Origin of the sequence: Castellaniella sp. S9, from assembly GCF_027257175.1 — a bacterium.
GTDB lineage: Bacteria > Pseudomonadota > Gammaproteobacteria > Burkholderiales > Burkholderiaceae_B > Castellaniella.
Genome location: NZ_JAPFGD010000004.1, coordinates 94,566 through 111,066, shown reverse-complemented (window position 1 = coordinate 111,066; position 16,501 = coordinate 94,566). Strand labels below are relative to the sequence as shown.

At 67.0% G+C, this 16,501-nt stretch carries 16 protein-coding genes and 1 tRNA gene; 7 read left to right on the top strand and 10 right to left on the bottom strand.

All coding sequences use genetic code 11. The features are described 5' to 3' along the window. Positions 1–53: 53 nt before the first annotated feature. Both OOZ48_RS07535 and ychF read right to left on the bottom strand, forming a co-directional pair. The gene (locus OOZ48_RS07535; RefSeq protein ID WP_269497020.1) at positions 54–1,265 is read right to left on the bottom strand and encodes a tyrosine-type recombinase/integrase; all 1,212 of its coding nucleotides are present in this window, start codon (positions 1,263–1,265) and stop codon (positions 54–56) included. A 207-nt stretch (positions 1,266–1,472) separates the two neighbouring features. After that, complete coding sequence (gene ychF, locus OOZ48_RS07530; protein WP_269497017.1) at positions 1,473–2,564, bottom strand: redox-regulated ATPase YchF; 1,092 nt, start codon at positions 2,562–2,564, stop codon at positions 1,473–1,475. Between the two features lie 74 nt (positions 2,565–2,638). Between ychF and OOZ48_RS07525 the strand changes: the two genes are divergently transcribed. From OOZ48_RS07525 to OOZ48_RS07500, 6 genes are all read left to right on the top strand, one after another. Continuing rightward, the gene (locus OOZ48_RS07525) at positions 2,639–3,541 is read left to right on the top strand and encodes a LysR family transcriptional regulator (protein WP_269497427.1); all 903 of its coding nucleotides are present in this window, start codon (positions 2,639–2,641) and stop codon (positions 3,539–3,541) included. Between the two features lie 204 nt (positions 3,542–3,745). Beyond that, positions 3,746–4,804: a TRAP transporter substrate-binding protein gene (locus tag OOZ48_RS07520; RefSeq protein ID WP_269497015.1), complete on the top strand. Its 1,059-nt coding sequence runs from the start codon at positions 3,746–3,748 to the stop codon at positions 4,802–4,804. A 77-nt stretch (positions 4,805–4,881) separates the two neighbouring features. Then, entirely contained in the window at positions 4,882–5,502 is a 621-nt protein-coding gene (locus tag OOZ48_RS07515) for a TRAP transporter small permease subunit (RefSeq protein ID WP_269497012.1), read from the top strand. Next, entirely contained in the window at positions 5,499–6,782 is a 1,284-nt protein-coding gene (locus tag OOZ48_RS07510) for a TRAP transporter large permease (protein ID WP_269497010.1), read from the top strand. The genes OOZ48_RS07515 and OOZ48_RS07510 overlap by 4 nt, the downstream gene beginning before the upstream one ends. 64 nt (positions 6,783–6,846) lie before the next feature. After that, positions 6,847–7,536, top strand: a complete 690-nt coding sequence (locus tag OOZ48_RS07505) for a DUF2848 domain-containing protein (RefSeq protein ID WP_269497007.1) — start codon at positions 6,847–6,849, stop codon at positions 7,534–7,536. Positions 7,537–7,574: 38 nt separating this feature from the next. Continuing rightward, positions 7,575–8,924 (top strand): amidase, encoded by a 1,350-nt coding sequence (locus OOZ48_RS07500; protein WP_269497004.1) that lies wholly within the window; start codon positions 7,575–7,577, stop codon positions 8,922–8,924. 36 nt (positions 8,925–8,960) lie between these two features. Here the strand turns inward: OOZ48_RS07500 and OOZ48_RS07495 are convergent, their stop codons facing one another. The 8 genes from OOZ48_RS07495 to OOZ48_RS07460 all read right to left on the bottom strand — a co-directional run bounded on the left by OOZ48_RS07495 (position 8,961) and on the right by OOZ48_RS07460 (position 15,569). After that, a complete protein-coding gene (locus OOZ48_RS07495; RefSeq protein WP_269497001.1) occupies positions 8,961–9,749 on the bottom strand; it encodes a CPBP family intramembrane glutamic endopeptidase in 789 nt (262 codons plus the stop codon). A gap of 16 nt (positions 9,750–9,765) precedes the next feature. Further along, positions 9,766–10,359 (bottom strand): aminoacyl-tRNA hydrolase, encoded by a 594-nt coding sequence (gene pth / locus OOZ48_RS07490; protein ID WP_269496998.1) that lies wholly within the window; start codon positions 10,357–10,359, stop codon positions 9,766–9,768. Between the two features lie 130 nt (positions 10,360–10,489). Then, positions 10,490–11,104, bottom strand: coding sequence for a 50S ribosomal protein L25/general stress protein Ctc (locus OOZ48_RS07485; RefSeq protein ID WP_269496995.1), 615 nt, complete (start codon positions 11,102–11,104; stop codon positions 10,490–10,492). Between the two features lie 98 nt (positions 11,105–11,202). After that, positions 11,203–12,153 carry a ribose-phosphate pyrophosphokinase gene (locus OOZ48_RS07480; protein WP_269496992.1) on the bottom strand — a complete coding sequence of 317 codons (951 nt, stop codon included), beginning with the start codon at positions 12,151–12,153 and terminating at the stop codon, positions 11,203–11,205. A gap of 97 nt (positions 12,154–12,250) precedes the next feature. Further along, positions 12,251–12,327: transfer RNA gene (locus OOZ48_RS07475), tRNA-Gln, on the bottom strand. A gap of 3 nt (positions 12,328–12,330) precedes the next feature. Then, the gene (locus tag OOZ48_RS07470; protein WP_269496989.1) at positions 12,331–13,227 is read right to left on the bottom strand and encodes a 4-(cytidine 5'-diphospho)-2-C-methyl-D-erythritol kinase; all 897 of its coding nucleotides are present in this window, start codon (positions 13,225–13,227) and stop codon (positions 12,331–12,333) included. Between the two features lie 9 nt (positions 13,228–13,236). Further along, positions 13,237–13,794, bottom strand: a complete 558-nt coding sequence (locus tag OOZ48_RS07465; protein WP_269496987.1) for an outer membrane lipoprotein LolB — start codon at positions 13,792–13,794, stop codon at positions 13,237–13,239. After that, positions 13,791–15,569: a tetratricopeptide repeat protein gene (locus tag OOZ48_RS07460; protein WP_269496984.1), complete on the bottom strand. Its 1,779-nt coding sequence runs from the start codon at positions 15,567–15,569 to the stop codon at positions 13,791–13,793. Before OOZ48_RS07460 ends, OOZ48_RS07465 begins: the two co-directional genes overlap by 4 nt. An 83-nt stretch (positions 15,570–15,652) precedes the next feature. Between OOZ48_RS07460 and mutM the strand changes: the two genes are divergently transcribed. Next, positions 15,653–16,480: a bifunctional DNA-formamidopyrimidine glycosylase/DNA-(apurinic or apyrimidinic site) lyase gene (gene mutM / locus OOZ48_RS07455; RefSeq protein WP_269496982.1), complete on the top strand. Its 828-nt coding sequence runs from the start codon at positions 15,653–15,655 to the stop codon at positions 16,478–16,480. Positions 16,481–16,501: the final 21 nt, after the last annotated feature.

The following is a 16,501-nucleotide window of genomic DNA, read 5'->3' as shown; positions in this document are numbered from 1 at the left end:
AAGGAAAAGGCCGCACCTGTCCATTCGTTCAGCAACACTCGGCGAAGTTGTCCCTATGCCGTGCTGCTGCCCTCCGCAGCACTCAGATAGTCCGCCCAGTCCTGCAACAGCGTCCTTCTCTGATCCAGCAGCAGCGCCTTGTTGTACGTCGCCCGCACCTTGTTGCTTTCCACGTGGGCAAGCTGCCGCTCAATCGCATCAGGCCGGTATCCGTTCTCATTGGCCCAAGTTGAAAAGGTCGTCCGCCAGCAATGCGGCGTCGTACCCCGGCCCAGGTTCATGTCGCGCATCGCATAGGTCAGGCGGTTGGGCGTAGTGAAGCCCTTGCCGCTCCGGTGCGGAAACAGATAGCGCCCGCCACCCGTGATGTGCTGCAAGTCTTTCAGCACCGCTATGACCTGCGTGGACAACGGACTGACATGGTCACGCCGAGCCTTCATCTTCGCCGCAGGCCGACGCCACAGTGCATCCTCAAAGTCGAACTCGTCCCACTCGGCATCCGCCGCTTCCCCTGGACGGCAGGCTGTCAGCGCAATCAGCCTCAGGCACAGCGAGGTTTCCGGATAGCCCCGGTAGCTGCGCAACTCCTGATAGAACCTCTGAATTTGCTCTCGCGTCATCGCCGCCTTGCTCTCGCTGAACGGCACGCGCAGCAGCCCACGCAGGCTGGGGATCGGATTGGCCTCGACCAGGCCCCGCACCACCGCGAATTCGAAGATGGCCGAAAGATCGCCTTTGACGTGAAGGGCTGCCCACGCGCCATGAGCTTTGCATTCCTCCAGCAGCGGGCGAATCTGCTTCACGCCAATGTCGCTCATCGGCATCCCATCGAACTTGGGCGACAAGTACTTCCTGATACGGGATTCTTTCGTGCGGTAGGAACTGAGCGCAAAGACAGGCTTGACCTCGGCCAGGTACGCCTGCGCCACCTTAGCAAACGAGCTTTCTCGGGCGCGCTTACGTTCCTCCAGCGCTTCGAGGTTGCGCTGCTTGACCTGCTGCCGATCATGCGCAGGATGGATGCCTTGCTTGACCAGGGCGCGGGCCTTCTCCCGGGCCGCGCGCGCCTCTGCAAGGCTTACTTGGGGAAAGCCGCCAATGGCAAAGAGGTTCTCCTTGCCTTGCAGGCGGTACTTCCACCGCCAGAGCTTGCCATCGGTGGGCTTGACCAGCAGGAACAAGCCCCCGCCGTCTGAAAGTTTCCAGTCTCGATCAGTCGATTTGGCCGACCTGACCTTGAGGTCGGTGAGTAGATTCTCGGGCATCGTTGGACTCCACTGCGGGGAGATGTACCCCCACGGTTGAACACGAGTACCCCCAACGCTACCCCCGAATTTTTCAGACCTCGATGAACAATAGGAACGCTCAGCAGACCGTATTGTTTATGCAACCAATTGATTTCAAATGGGCTAGCCTGTCCACCAAGCGCTACTGAGCGCCACCGAGATCCAGCAAAAATCGTCAGACGTTGATCACACGTTGAACAAAAAATTCATCACGTCCCCGTCCTTCACCACGTACTCCTTGCCCTCCGCCCGCATCTTGCCGGCTTCCTTGGCGCCCTGCTCGCCCTTGCAGGCGATGAAGTCCTCGTAGGCGATGGTCTGGGCGCGGATGAAGCCGCGCTCGAAGTCGGTGTGGATGACGCCGGCGGCCTGGGGCGCGGTGGCGCCGATGCGCACGGTCCAGGCGCGGACCTCCTTGACGCCGGCGGTGAAGTAGGTCTGCAGGCCCAGCAGGCTGTAGCCGGCGCGGATCACGCGGTTCAGGCCGGGCTCGTCCATGCCCATGTCGGCGAGGAACACGGCCTTGTCCTCGTCGTCCATGTCGGCGATCTCGGCCTCGATGGCGGCGCACACGGCCACCACCGGCGCGCCCTCGGCGGCGGCGTAGTCCTGGACCGCCTGCAGGTGGGGATTGCCCTCGAAGCCGTCCTCCTTGACGTTGGCGACGTACATCGCGCGCTTGGCGGTGATGAAGCAAAAGCCTTTGATCACGGCCAGTTCCTCGTCGTCCAGCCCCAGGCTGCGCACGGACTGGCCCGCGTCCAGGGCGGCGACGATACGCTCCAGTAGGGCCACCAGGCGGATGGCCTCTTTGTCTCCGGAATTGGCGAGCTTGCGGTTCTTTTGCAGGATCTTGTCGGCGGTGGCCAAGTCGGCCAGGGCGAGCTCGGTGTTGATCACCTCGATGTCCGAGACCGGATCGATGCGGCCGGCCACGTGGACGACGTTCTCGTCCTCGAAGCAGCGCACTACGTGCACGATGGCGTCGGTCTCGCGGATGTTGGCCAGGAACTGGTTGCCCAGGCCCTCGCCCTTGGAGGCGCCGGCCACCAGGCCGGCGATGTCGACGAATTCGACCACGGCCGGCACGACGCGCTCGGGCTTGACGATGGCCGCCAAGGCCGACAGCCGCTCGTCGGGCACCTCGACCACGCCCACGTTGGGCTCGATGGTGCAGAAGGGATAGTTTTCGGCGGCGATGCCCGCCTTGGTCAGCGCATTGAAAAGCGTCGACTTGCCCACGTTGGGCAGGCCGACGATGCCGCATTGCAGAGCCATGAATTCGATTATCCTTGTGAGACGGGAGGCGGGGCGCGAGCCCGGCCCGGACGAAACAGCGATTGTACTGCCCAATCATGGATTTCAAGCATATCGAGGCCTTCGTATGGGTCGCCGAGGTCGAGAGCTTCCGCATTGCGGCGGAAAAGCTCCACACCACCCAGCCGGCGATCTCGCAACGCATCGCCGCGCTGGAATCGGCGCTGTCCGTGCGGCTGTTCGAGCGCAGCGCGCGGGGCATCAAGCTGACCGAGAAAGGCCAGGAGCTGCTGTCCCATGCCACTCGCATCCTCGATATGCGCGCAGAGATGCTGACGGCGGCCCAGCGGGAATCCCCGATTCGCGGGCTGTTCCGGCTGGGGGTGGCCGAGACCCTGGTGCACACCTGGCTGCCGGAGCTGCTGGAACGGCTGCACAGGCGGCATCCCGCCCTGGTGGTGGAATTGCAGGTGGACACCAGCCACGTGCTGCGCTCGCAGCTCATGTCGCACCAGATCGACCTCGCCATGCTGGTGGGCACCTCGCAGGATCCGCGCGAACACAGCCTGCACCTCTGGGATTATTCCCTGGCCTGGATCGCCAGCCCCAGCCTGCGCCTGCATGGGCGCACGGTCAAAGTCGGCGAACTCGCCGCCTATCCGATCATCACGTATCCTCCGGCCAGCGTCCCGCACCACGCGGTCAAGCGCATCCTGCAGGATGCGGGCATCAAGGAGCCGCGTCTGTACGGCAGTGGATCGCTCAGCACGATCGTCCACATGGCGCGGCACGGCATGGGGCCGTGCGTGATTGCGCCCGCAGTGATCTCGGAGGAGCTCGAGCAGGGCAAGCTGCGCATCCTGCGCACCAACGGCACGCTGCCCGACATCAGCTTCCACGCCTGCTGGCTGGACACCCGCGACAGCCATACGGCCCGGATCGTCGCGCGGATGGCCCAGGAGCTCGCACGCCAGGCGGGCACCCCGAAAAGCCAGTGATAACCCTGGGCATTCCACCGTTTACCACTGCCGTCAGTTCGGATAATGCCTGATCAAAACTATTATGAAACAATGAGTTATATATAGTCGATAAATGATTCTTATGACTTGGCATGCCGATTGATAATTGGACAGCCAAGACACTGCTGGGCTGCAATAGCGGGGTATCGCTCATCCAGAGCATCGTCACATCGAGGAGACCTCATGAAGCATCTGGCAACCGCAACGCTCGCCGCAGGCGCCGTCCTGCTCGCCTCCACCGCCTTTGCGCAAGACAAGGTGGACGGCCTGCCCAAGACCCAAATCCAGGTCGCGGGCGCACTCAGCAACCTGACGCTCTACCAGAACTTTGAACAACCCTTCTGGACCAAGACCATCCCCGAGCTGTCGAACGGGCAAGTCACGGCCACCATCAAGGGCTTCAACGAAATGGGCCTGAAAGGTCCGGAAATGCTGCGCCTGATGTCCCAGGGCGTCATCCCGGTCGGCACCTCGACGCTGGCCTATTTCGCCAGTGACAACCCCATCAACGAAGCCATCGACCTCGCCGGCCTGGCGCCCACCGCGGCGATCGCCAAACAGGTGACCGACGCCTATGCGCCGGCCTACGCGGCCTTCTACGACAAGCAGAACATCAAGGTGCTGGGCTTTTCCTCCTACCCCGCACAGGTGCTGTTCTGCAACGGCGCGATGAGCGGCCTGGCCGATCTCAAGGGCAAGAAGGTGCGCACCAGCAGCCGCACCCAGGCCGAGTTCATCGAGGCCTTCGGCGGCAGCAGCGTGACCCTGCCCTTTGGCGAGGTGGTGCCGGCGCTGCAAAACGGCGTGGTCGACTGCGCCATCACCGGCTCGATGTCGGGCTACTCGGCCAAGTGGTACGAGGTCAGCACGCACCTGTACGCCCTGCCGATCAACTGGAATCAGCAGATCCACGCCGCCAACAAGGCGTACTGGAACAAGCTCGATCCCAAGGTTCAGGACTTCCTGCAAAAGAATCTGAATACGATGTTCGACGCCATCTGGGCCGACGCCGCGGCCGAGACGCAGCAGGGCTACGACTGCAACACCGGCGCCGACAGCTGCACACAGGCGGTCAAGGGCAAGATGACGCTGGTCCAGCCCTCGGACGCCGACCAGGCGCTGCTCAAGAAGGTACTGGCCGAGACCATCGTGCCGAAGTGGGCGGCGCGCTGCTCCGAGCAATGCGTCAAGGACTTCAACGACACCGTCGGCAAGATCGTGGGCATCACCGCGTCCAAGTAGGCGGACACGGTCCTCGCTTCGGCTGCAAACCCACGGCCGGCGGCTCCTCCGCCGGCCATTCCGATCCCGGACCCAACATGAACTCTCCCGACCGATACCGCATGCTCGACGGCTTGCTGCGCCGAGCCAACACGCTCTCGCGCGGCGCCATCTGGGTGGCCGGCGGCCTGACCCTGGCGAGCGCCCTCTACATCACCGGCGACGTCCTCGCCCGCTATTTCCTGGGCAAGCCGCTCGGCGGCGCCGACGAGCTCTCGGGTTACGCCTTCGCCATCAGCATCTCGTGGGCGCTGTCGTTCGCGACACTGCAACGCGCCAACATCCGCATCGACGCCATATACCAGTACCTGCCCCCGCGAATCAGCGCCGTCCTCGACTGGATCGCCCTGGTCGTCCTGGGCGTTTTCATCGTCTACTGGACCCGCTACGCCGCCACGGTCGCGGGCCTGTCCTGGGACAATCAGGCGACGGCCAACACGACCTTCGCCACGCCCTTGTGGATCCCGCAGTTCCTCTGGGTCGCGGGCCTGCTGTGGCTGTGCGTGGTGCTGGTCCTCATGCTGCTGCGCTCGACCATCGCCCTGGTCACCGGCGACCTGCCCACGGTGCGTGAGATCTGCGGCGTGCGCAGCACCAAGGAGGAAGCCGATTCCGAGGCCGAGGCCGGCAAGCGCCTGGTCGAAGGAGACGCGCGATGATCGGTACCGCCCTCATCCTGCTGCTCGCCCTGCTGGGGCTGAGCATTCCGGTCGGCGCCGCGCTGGGCGTGCTCGGCCTGATCCTGGACCCCTTGTATTCGATGCTGCCGCTCACCCAGGCCATGGGCGAGGTGTCGTGGGGCACCAGCAACGAGTTCCTGATGGTCGCCATCCCGCTGTTCATCCTCCTGGGCGAGATCCTCCTGCGCTCGGGCATGGCCGAGAGCATGTACACCGCCATGAGCCTGTGGCTGTCGTGGCTGCCGGGGGGACTGATGCACGCCAACATCGGCGCCAGCGCCTTGTTCGCCGCCACGTCCGGATCCAGCGTGGCGACCGCGGCCACCGTCGGCACCGTCGCCATTCCGCAAATCAAGAAGCAAGGCTACAACCCGTCCCTGTTCCTCGGCAGCATCGCGGCCGGGGGCACGCTGGGCATCCTGATCCCGCCGTCCATCAACCTGGTGATCTACGGCGTGCTCACCAACACCTCGGTGCCGAAACTCTATCTGGCGGGCATCGTCCCGGGACTGGCTCTGGCGGGACTGTTCATGGCGGCGATCGCGATCGCCTGCATCCTGCGCCCGCACTGGGGCGGCCAGCGGGTCCAGGCGCAATGGGGCGCCCGGGTCCGCAGCCTGGTCCAGCTCGTGCCGCCCATCGGCATCTTTCTGCTGGTCGTGGGGTCGATCTACGCCGGCATCGCCACGCCGACCGAGGCCGCGGCGCTGGGCGTCGTCGGCGCGCTGATCCTCGCACTGTTCCAGGGGCGTCTGGGTTGGGGCATGCTGCGCGATGCCCTCGAGGGCACCATGAAATCCTCGGCCATGATCATGCTCATCGTGATCGGCGCGGCCTTCCTGAACTTCATCATGTCGGCCACGGGCCTGACCGATGCGCTGATCTCGACCATCAGCGGGCTGGGGGTTTCGCCCACCGTCATGCTGCTGATCCTGACACTTTTTTACCTGGTGCTGGGCTGCTTCATGGAAACACTGGCCATGATGATCACCACCATCCCCATCGTGGCGCCCATCATGTTCGCGATGGGCTTCGACCCCGTCTGGCTGGGCATCGTCATCATCATCCTGGTCGAATGCGCGCTGATCACCCCGCCGGTCGGGCTGAACCTGTTCGTGGTGCAGAGCCTGCGCACCTCGGGCAGCATGAACGACGTCATCGTCGGCGCGCTCCCCTTCGTGATCATGATGCTGGTCATGGTCGCCTTGCTGGTCATCGCGCCCGACATCGCGCTCTGGGTCCCCAGGGTCTTCGGCTAGGGCCTGTTTAGTGTGAACAGGCCCTAGCGCAGCCCCCCGCCCATCCTCTTTACCGGAACATCGCATGAAACTGTCTTTCGATCTCTTTTCCACCCAGGCACCCGCGAATCGCGTGATCGTCGAGTTCCGCCAATGCATCGTGGCCGGCTGGGCCGGCCGCGACCAGGCGGCCATCGAGCATCATATCGAGGAGCTGGCCGCCCTGGGCGTGCCGCGCCCCAGCGCCGTGCCCCTGTACTATCGCATCGCCGCCAACCAGCTCAGCCAGGACGATGCGCCGCAGGTGGTGGGGCCGCATTCCTCGGGCGAAGCCGAGGTCTTTGTATTTCCGGTCGATGGCCGGCTTCTGGTGAGCCTCGCCTCCGACCACACCGACCGCAAGCTCGAATCTGTCAGTGTGGCCCTGTCCAAGCAGATCTGCGTCAAGCCCGTCGCCCGCGAGGCCTGGCTGTTCGACGAGATCGCCACGCACTGGGACTCGCTGATCCTGCGCTCGTGGATCGAGGAGGACGGCGGCCGGCGCGTGCTCTATCAGGAAGGCGCCCTGTCCTCGCTGCGCCACCCCCTCGAACTGATCGACGGTTGCTTCGGCCCGGCGGACATGCCGGCCGGGGCCGGCATGACTTGCGGCACCGTGGCGGCTATCGGCGGCATTCGCCCCTCCGCGTCATTCGAAATGGAACTCTTCGATCCCGTACTGGACCGCAGCATCCGCCACGCGTATCGTACCGAGGCGTTGCCCGAAGTCGCCTGACCCCGCTTTCATTTCCCGCCACACCGCAAACATACGCCATGCTTCCCACCCTCACCGAACTGCAAAATGCCCTCGAAGACGGCCGGACCACCTCCGTCGCCTTGACGCAGGCCGCCCTGGCGCGCATCGCCGACCCGGACGGCGAAGGCGCAAGGACGTTCACCGCGGTCTGGGAGGAACAGGCGCTGGCCGCCGCCCGTGCCTCCGACATCCTGCGCGCGGCGGGCCTGGCGCGCTCCCCGATAGACGGCTTGCCCGTCTCGATCAAGGACCTGTTCGACGTTGCCGGGCACGTCACGCGCGCGGGCTCCGCGGTGCGCCGGGACGCCGAGCCCGCCAGGCGCCACGCCGACCCGGTGCGGCGCCTGGCGCAGGCGGGTGCCGTGCTGATCGGGCATACGAACATGACGGAATTCGCCTTTTCCGGCCTGGGCCTCAATCCGCATTACGGTACGCCCAGCAGTCCCTGGGACCGCGGCAACCGGCGCATCCCCGGCGGATCCTCGTCCGGCGCCGGCGTCTCGGTCGTCGACGGCATGGCGGCGGCGGCCCTGGGCACGGACACCGGCGGCTCGGTGCGCATCCCCTCGGCATTCTGCGGGCTGACGGGTTTCAAGCCCACGGCGGCACGGATTCCTTCGGGCGGCGCGTTCCCTCTGTCGGCGAGCCTGGACTCCACAGGTCCGCTGGCGGCGTCGGTGAGCTGCTGCGCAACCCTGGACGGCATTCTGTCGGATGATGCGCGCCGCGCGCCGGCCGCGCCGCCGCCCTCCCGGCTGCGGCTGGCCATCACGAACAGCCTGGTCCTGGACGGGGCCGACGACGTCGTGCGCGGCACCTTCGAAGCCGCCATCGAGCGCCTGCGCGCCGCCGGCGTGATCATCGACACACTCGAGATCCCCGAGTTCAACGAACTGGCGCACATCAATCGGAAAGGCGGACTCGTCTGCGCCGATGCCTACGCCGTCCACCGCAAGGCGCTGGACACCCAGTTCGACCAGTACGACCCGCGGGTCGCCTCGCGCATCCTGCGCGGCCGCGACATCGACGCCGCCGACTACATCGAGCTGCTCGCCCGGCGCGCGCAATGGATCGCCGCGGTCGAGGCCCGCCTGCGCGACCATGACGCGCTGCTGATGCCGACCGTGCCGGTGATTGCGCCGACCATCGCCTCCCTGGAGGCCTCGGACGAAGCCTATTTCGCCGCCAATGGCCTGATCCTGCGCAATCCCACGCTGATCAATTTCCTGAACGGCTGCGCCCTGAGTCTGCCCTGTCACACCCCTGGCGAGGCGCCGGTCGGCCTGATGGTGGCAGGCCCCGCCCATGCCGATGCGCGGATCCTGGACGTGGGTCTGGCGATCGAACAGGTCTTGGCCGGGCGTTGAGCCCGACGGCCACGCGGACTTCCGCCCGCGCCGCCCTCAGGCCGCCAGCCCCGGCGCGAGGCGCAGGATCAGCCACACGATCAGCAGCGGCCCGGCGTTGAACAGCGCGTGCAGCAGCATCGAGGCGCCGATGCCGCGGCGCACGCGCATCCAGCCGAGCACCAGTCCCGTGAACCACTGCGGCAGCACCAGCAAGGGCATCAGCGTGGCCGGCATGTCGTGCAAGTGAAAGTTGTACAGGTGCACAGCGCCGAAGGCGAGCGCCGAGACATGGTAGAGCCACGGGTAGCTGCGCAGCAGGCGCCGGCGGCCGCGCCAGGACAGGCCCCAACCCTTGCGCAGGCGCGCATTCGGCGCGCTCCAGAGCGGCGCCAGGCACAGCAGCAGCGCCACGGCCGCCATCATCCCCGAGGCGAAGCCCGCCCCCTGGACCACGATGGCCGCCATCAAGGGCACGAACCACCACAGCATGGCCGGCCGCCGCAAGGCATGGCGAAAGGTCAGTTCTTCGACGATGGGCGCCCAGATCAGGGCCTGCAGCCAGGGCAGGTCCATGAGGCTCAGGCGGTGCTGCGCCCCGCCCATCTCGGCCGCGCTCACGGCCAGCGGTCCGAAGACGAACAGATTGGCCAGCCACAGCAGCAAGGCCCACTGCGCCAGCCGCGCCAGGCGCACGTTGGGCAGGAAGTCCACCAGGACGCCCTGGCCGGCGGCGCGGCCCGGCAGGCGCCGGCCGGGCCGCGGACGGCGCACGAAGCGCAGGAAATCCATGAGTTCGGCGCGCAGGCCCAGACCGGGGCGGGCGCGCCCCTTCACGCCGGGCATGTCCTGGCCTTGCGATTCATGCATTGGCCTGGTGGAGGCGCTCGGTGACGCGGTCGAACTCGCCATCCAGCAACTGGGGCAGCACGATCCGGCAACGGTCGATGACGGCCTCGATGCCCGTCAGTTCCTCGCGGCGCGGCGGATGCAGGACGAAATTCACGACCTGCTGCGCCAGCCCCAGGCTGCGCGGATGGCCGATGCCGATGCGCAGGCGCCAGAACGCCGGCGAGGACAGCGCGGACTGGATGTCGCGCAGGCCATTGTGGCCCGCGTGGCCGCCGCCCTGCTTGAGCTTGACCGAGCCCGGCGGCAAGTCCAGTTCGTCGTGCAGGACGAGGATCTGTTCGGGCCGCAGCTTGTAGAAGCGCGCCAGCGCACCCACCGCCTGGCCGGATCTGTTCATGAAGGTGGCGGGCTTGGCCAGCGTGACGGCCTCGCCGGCGTGGCGCGCGCGCGCCACCCAGGCGAAGAAGGTCTTGTCCAGCGTGAACGTCGCGTGCAAGTCATCGGCAAAATGATCGGCCAGCCAGAAGCCCGCATTGTGGCGCGTGGCTTCGTATTCGGGGCCGGGATTGCCCAGCCCCACGATCAGGCGTATGGGCTCGGTCATGGGATATCCGGAAAAAACTCACATCATAAGACACACGGCGCAGTCCGCAAGGGACTGCGCCGTGTCGCGATCCGCGTGGACGGGGCCAGGCCCCGTCCGGTCCATGCGGAACACCGTAGCGGGCGATGCCTTATTCGGCAGCGGGTTCCGCGGCCGGCGTGTCGTCGTCGGCGGCGCCGGCGCCCTTGGGCGCATTGGCCTGGCCCAGCAAGGGGTTGGTGTCCTCGCCGTGGGGCACGAAGGTGACGCCCATCGGCAGGGTGATGTCCGACAGGTGCAGGCGGCCGCCGCCGACCAGGTTGCCCAGGTCGACTTCGATGAAGGGCGGCAGGTTGGCCGGCAGGCAGGTGATGTCGAGCTCGGCGGGGCCATGGGTGACGATCTGGCCGGCAAGCTTGACGGCCGGGCTGACGTCGGCGTTCAGGTAGTGCACGGGCACCTTGGTGTTGACGGCCTGCGAGGCGTCGACGCGCTGGAAGTCCACGTGCAGGACCAGCGGGCGGTAGGGGTGCCATTGCACGGCGCGCACCAGCACCGGCTCGGACTTGCCGTCAAGATCCATGTCGAGGATGGAGGCGTGGAATTCCTCCTTGTTCAGGGCATGGTAGATCTCGTTGTGGTCGAGCTCGATGTTGGCGGGCGCGGACTTGCCGCCGTAGACGATGGCGGGCACCCGGCCGGCGCGGCGCAGGCGGCGGCTCGCACTCGAACCCTGGACGCTACGCGAAGTGGCGGTGAATTTCATTGAAGACTCCAAAAACAGGGCCGTCGTCGGCCCCGCGTTGCAAAAGTAGCCTAGGCTACGAATCCTCCCGGCCGCGACCAGCCGGGAGGGGAAAAGTGTCAATCGGCGAACAGCGAGCTGACCGACTCGGCATTCGAGATGCGCAGGATGGTTTCACCCAGCAGCGCAGCGCACGAGAGCTGGCGGATCTTGGGGCATTCGCGAGCCTCCTCGGACAGCGGGATGGTGTCGGTCACCACCACCTCGTCGAGGGCGGATTCGCGGATGCGCTTGACCGCCTCGCCCGAGAGCACGGGGTGCGTGCAATAGGCGTAGACCAGGCCCGCGCCGCGGTCCTTGAGGGCCTGGGCCGCCTTGCACAGGGTGCCTGCCGTGTCGACCATGTCGTCCATGATCAGGCAGGTGCGCCCGTCGACCTCGCCGATGATGTTCATGACCTCGGACACATTGGCGCGCGGGCGGCGCTTGTCGATGATGGCCAGGTCGGACTCGAGCTGCTTGGCCAGCGCGCGCGCACGCACCACGCCGCCGATGTCCGGGGACACGACCACGAGGTTCTGGAAATTGCGGCGCCAGATGTCGCCCAGCAGGATGGGACCGGCGTAGATGTTGTCCACGGGGATGTCGAAGAACCCCTGGATCTGGTCGGCGTGCAGGTCCATGGTCATGACCCGGTCGACGCCGACGACCTGCAGCATGTTGGCCACGACCTTGGCCGAGATCGACACGCGCGCCGAGCGCGGGCGACGGTCCTGGCGGGCGTAGCCGAAGTACGGGATGGCGGCCGTGATGCGGCCGGCGGATGCGCGGCGCAAGGCGTCGACCATCACCATGATTTCCATGAGGTTGTCGTTGGTCGGCGCACAGGTGGGCTGCAGCACGAAGACGTCCTTGCCGCGCACGTTCTGGTTGATTTCGACCATGACCTCGCCGTCCGAGAAACGGCCCACGGTCATCTTGCCCAAGGACATGTCGAGGTGATTCACGACATCGACGGCCAGCCTGGGATTCGCCGTGCCAGTGAAAATCATGAATCGGTCTTGTGCCATGGTATCCCAGCCGGGTTGTCAAACGACAAGGCTGTTGACCAGCGCCCTCCGGGGGCCGACTCAACAGCCTTTGATGTGCCTGATGCGCACAGGCAATTGGCTGGGGAAGAAGGATTCGAACCTTCGCATGCCGGAATCAAAATCCGGTGCCTTAACCAACTTGGCTATTCCCCAACACTAACCACTGATCCAGTGCCTGAGGGGATGATCGTGCAGGCCGGCGCAAGCCCAGGACTGCGGGATCGAGCCATCCCCAAAGGAGGTCATTTTACTGATAATCCGGCCTTGGTGCATCCGCGCCTGGGCCAGATCCTCGAGCGGTGCGAACACACAAGACCCCGAACCCGTCATGCGTGCATCCAGCCCCGCATCCCGCATGGCAGACACGATGTCAAAGACCTGCGGGTGGCGCCGATAAACGACCTGGGCCAAGTCATTGCGGCCATAAAGGCCCCGATGCAAGGACTGCCAATCAGCAAAGACCGAAATTTTGACTGAAGGCGTGTTTCTTGTCAAATCCTCTGCGGCAAAGATGTCCGTGGTCGACACTTGCAGGGGCGGCCGCACCACCAGGTAGGCCTGGTCGGGCAGCGACACCTCGGCCAGATCCTCGCCGATGCCCTGCGCAAAAGCGGGCCGGCCGAAGACGAAGACCGGCACGTCGGCACCCAGCGGCACGGCCAGGCGCATCAGCGCGGCGCGATCCAGGCCGGTGTTCCAGAGCCGATTGAGGGCGATCAGCGCGGTCGCCGCATCGCTGGAGCCGCCGCCCAGGCCGCCGCCGGCGGGGATGCGCTTTCGGTAATGGATGCGCGCGCCGTACGAGACGCCCGTCGCGCGCCGCAAGGCGTGCGCCGCGCGCAACACCAGGTCGTCCGCGGCCGGCAGCCCAGGCGGGACCTCGCCCTCGCGCGACAGCTCGCCGCCCTCGATGCGCTCGAAATCGAAGGCATCGGCCAGGTCGATGAAACGAAAAACGGTTTGCAGCAGGTGATAGCCGTCGGCCCGGCGCCCCACGACGTGCAGGAACAGATTGAGCTTGGCGGGCGCCGGGACGTCGTACAGGGACTGCATGATCAGCCCCTAGTCGGCGATCAGTTGCAGGTTCAGCCGGCGTCCCGCCTGATCGCGCGCCAGGCGCAGGCGCCCGGGGCCCTGTGCATCGTAGTCGGACAGGCGCACGCTCCAGCCGTCCTGGACCAACTGGGTGATGCGGCCCTGATCGTCGCGCTGGACGGTGCCGACCGGGCTGCCGGCCCAGGTCCGGCCCTGGATCCAGGCGCGCAGGCCCGCCACCGGAATCGCCTCGCCCCAGAGCTCGGCGAGCAGGGCATCGGCGCTGGCGGCGCGCTCGCGCTGGCCGTTGGCGCGCTCGAGGACGGCATTGCCGGGCTCGACGCGGATACGCGCGAGGATGCCGCCCATGGGGCTGAGCAGGTCCAGGCGCAAGGCGGCGCCGGTGTCGCGCCAGGCGAAGTTGCCCTGCGCGGCCTGGGCCGGCCCGTCAGGCGGCTGCACCGTGACTGCAAAGCGGCCGGCGCGCTCGAATGCCGGCCCGGTGCCGCCGATCCGCGTGGGCGTCGCGCAGGACGCCAGCAGCAGCGTCGCGGTCGCCAGGGCCAGGATGCGCAGCCACCTCATTGGGGCAGCTCCACCTTGAACCGCTTGAGGGTGTCGAGCAGGGTTTCGTTGGCGGCGTCCTCGCGCAGGCCCTCGGCCCAGATGGCGCGGGCTTCCTGTTTGCGGCCCAGGGTCCACAGGACCTCGCCCAGATGGGCGGCCACGTCGGCCGCCGGCAGGTTGTCGTAGGAACGCCGCAGGTACTCCAGCGCCGCCTCATGGTCGCCGACACGGAACAGATACCAGCCCACGCTGTCGAGAATGTAGGGGTTGTCCGGCTCGAGGTCCAGTGCGCGCTCCAGCAGGCCCTGGGCCTCGTCCAGGTTGCGCCCCTGGTCGGCATAGGTATAGCCCAGCGAGTTATAGGCGTTGGCGTTGTCCGGATCCAGTTCGATCACGCGTCGCATCAGGGTCTCGAATTCGGCGGTCTGGCCCTGGCGCTCGAGCAGCATGGCCAGGTCGTACTTGACCTCGGCGGAATCGGGCATGTCGCGGTCGGCGGCGCGCAGGATGTGGACGGCCTCGTCGCTGCGGCCCGCGTCGCGGTAGATCGAGGCCAGGGTCAGCTGGCGCACGATGCGCTCGCGGCGATCGGCCGGCCGGATGGCGTCGATGACCGCGCGCGCGCGGGCGAGGTCGCCGAGCTTGCCCTCGAGCACCGCCTCGTGGATGCGCGCCTGAAAGCGCAGCGAGGGCTCGTCGATCAGCCGCAGCTGGCGGATGGCCTCCTTGTAGTCCTCGCGGCGCTCGGCGATCTGCACCAGCAGCAGGCGCGCATCCGAGGCATCGGACTGGGCGTTGCTGGCGCCGTCCTCGATGGACTTGCGGCGCTGCTCCTGGACCGAAATGTAGTCGTTGAGCAGGCGCACGGCCACATCGTAGCGGCCGGCGCGGGCGTTGACCTCGGCCTCGGTGTAGAGCAGGTCGAAATCCTCGGGCGTGCGGCGCCGCATGTCCGCGAGCATCCGCAGCGCCTGCTCGAACTGGCCGCGCGAGGTCAGGCGGCTGACCAGCAGCAGATGCAGCGCGCGCTGGTCGGGATGGGCCTGGAGATAGCGCTGTGTCTGGGCCACGGCCTCGTCGGGATCGACCCGCAGGCCGTATTCGAGCACGCGCTGGGCCGCATCCTGAGAGTCGGGGTCCAGCACCTGGGCGCGCCGCGCCTCGTCCAGGGCCCGGCGGGGATCGCCCGCCGCCCAGGATGCGTCGGCCAGCGCCAGGCGCGCAAAGGACGAGGTGCCGGCCACGCCGGCCAGCGCCTTGTCCAGCACATCGAGCGCCAGGCGCTTGTCGGCCATCTTGGACACGATGCCGGCGGCCTGCACGATGGCCTGGTCGCGGTCCTCGGCATGCTGGATGCGCCGCGCCAGGGTCTGGGCCAGGCCTTGTGTCTGGCCATTGGAGGCCGCCAGCGCCAGCGAGGCGGCGACCGCCTCGGGATCCTCAGGATCCAGCACGGCCCATTGCCGCGCGGCGCTGAGCGCCAGGGGAATGTTGCGAGCCGCCATCGCCATCTGGAAGGCACGCCGGGCCAGCCGGGGATCCAAGGTGTCGCGCGCGACACCCAGCAGCGTCTGTCCGGCATCGTCGAACATGTCCCGCTGCGCGGCGATCTCGGCGACGAGAATGCGGAACAGAATATCGGGCGTCAGGTTGACGGCCGGCGGCTCGCCTTTACGCAAATGAATGGTTTCGACCGGCTCGGCGGGCGTGGCGGCCGAAGGGGCAGCCAAGGCCGCCCCGTGTGCGGCGAACAGCGCCAGCGCCACGGGGAACACGGATACAGGAAATCTCATTTGCGGTAACCATAGCCGATACGCAAGGCAGATGCGTCAGGTGGCAAAATTGCACAATCGAATGAGGATGTTATCACCCTACCATGCCCGAACTGCCAGAAGTTGAAACCACTCGTCGTGGAATTGCCACGATCATGCCGGGCCGCGTCCTGCGCCGCCTGCTGGTGCACGAACCGCGCCTGCGCTGGCCCGTGCCCGCCGCCCTGCCCGCGGCCCTGGAAGACCGGCGCGTGCTGGCCTGCGAGCGCCGGGGCAAATACCTGCTGATCCGCTTCGAGCACGGCACCCAGATCATCCACCTGGGCATGTCGGGCTCGCTGCGCCGCGTGCCGCTGGACGAGGCGCTGCGCAAGCACGACCACGTCGAGTGGCGGTTCGACGACGCGCGCTTTCTGCTGCACGATCCGCGCCGCTTCGGCGCGGTGCTGTGGCATCCGGCCGAGGCCGGCCCGCTGCTCGAGCATCCCCTGCTCGCCGGCCTCGGGATCGAGCCCTTCGATCCGGGCTTCACGCCCGCCTACCTGTACGAGGCCTTGCGGTCCCGGGCCCAGGCGATCAAGGGCTTGCTGCTGGGCGGGCGCATCGTCGTGGGCGTCGGCAATATCTATGCCTCGGAATCGCTGTTCCAGGCCGGCATCGACCCGCGCACGCCCGGGGGCCGGATCTCCAGGCCGCGCAGCGCGCGCCTGCACGAGGCGATCCGGCGCACGCTTGCGCAGGCGCTGGAATCCGGCGGCAGTACGCTGCGCGACTACGTCGATGCGCAGGGCGCGCCGGGGGCGTACTTCACCCTGCATGCCGCCGTGTACGAGCGCGGCGGACAGCCCTGCCCGCGCTGCGCCACGCCGATCCGCCGCATCGTCCAGGGCCAGCGCGCCACGTATTTCTGCCCCGGCTGCCAGAAGCGCTGAGTTTCCGGCCAATGCTTCACA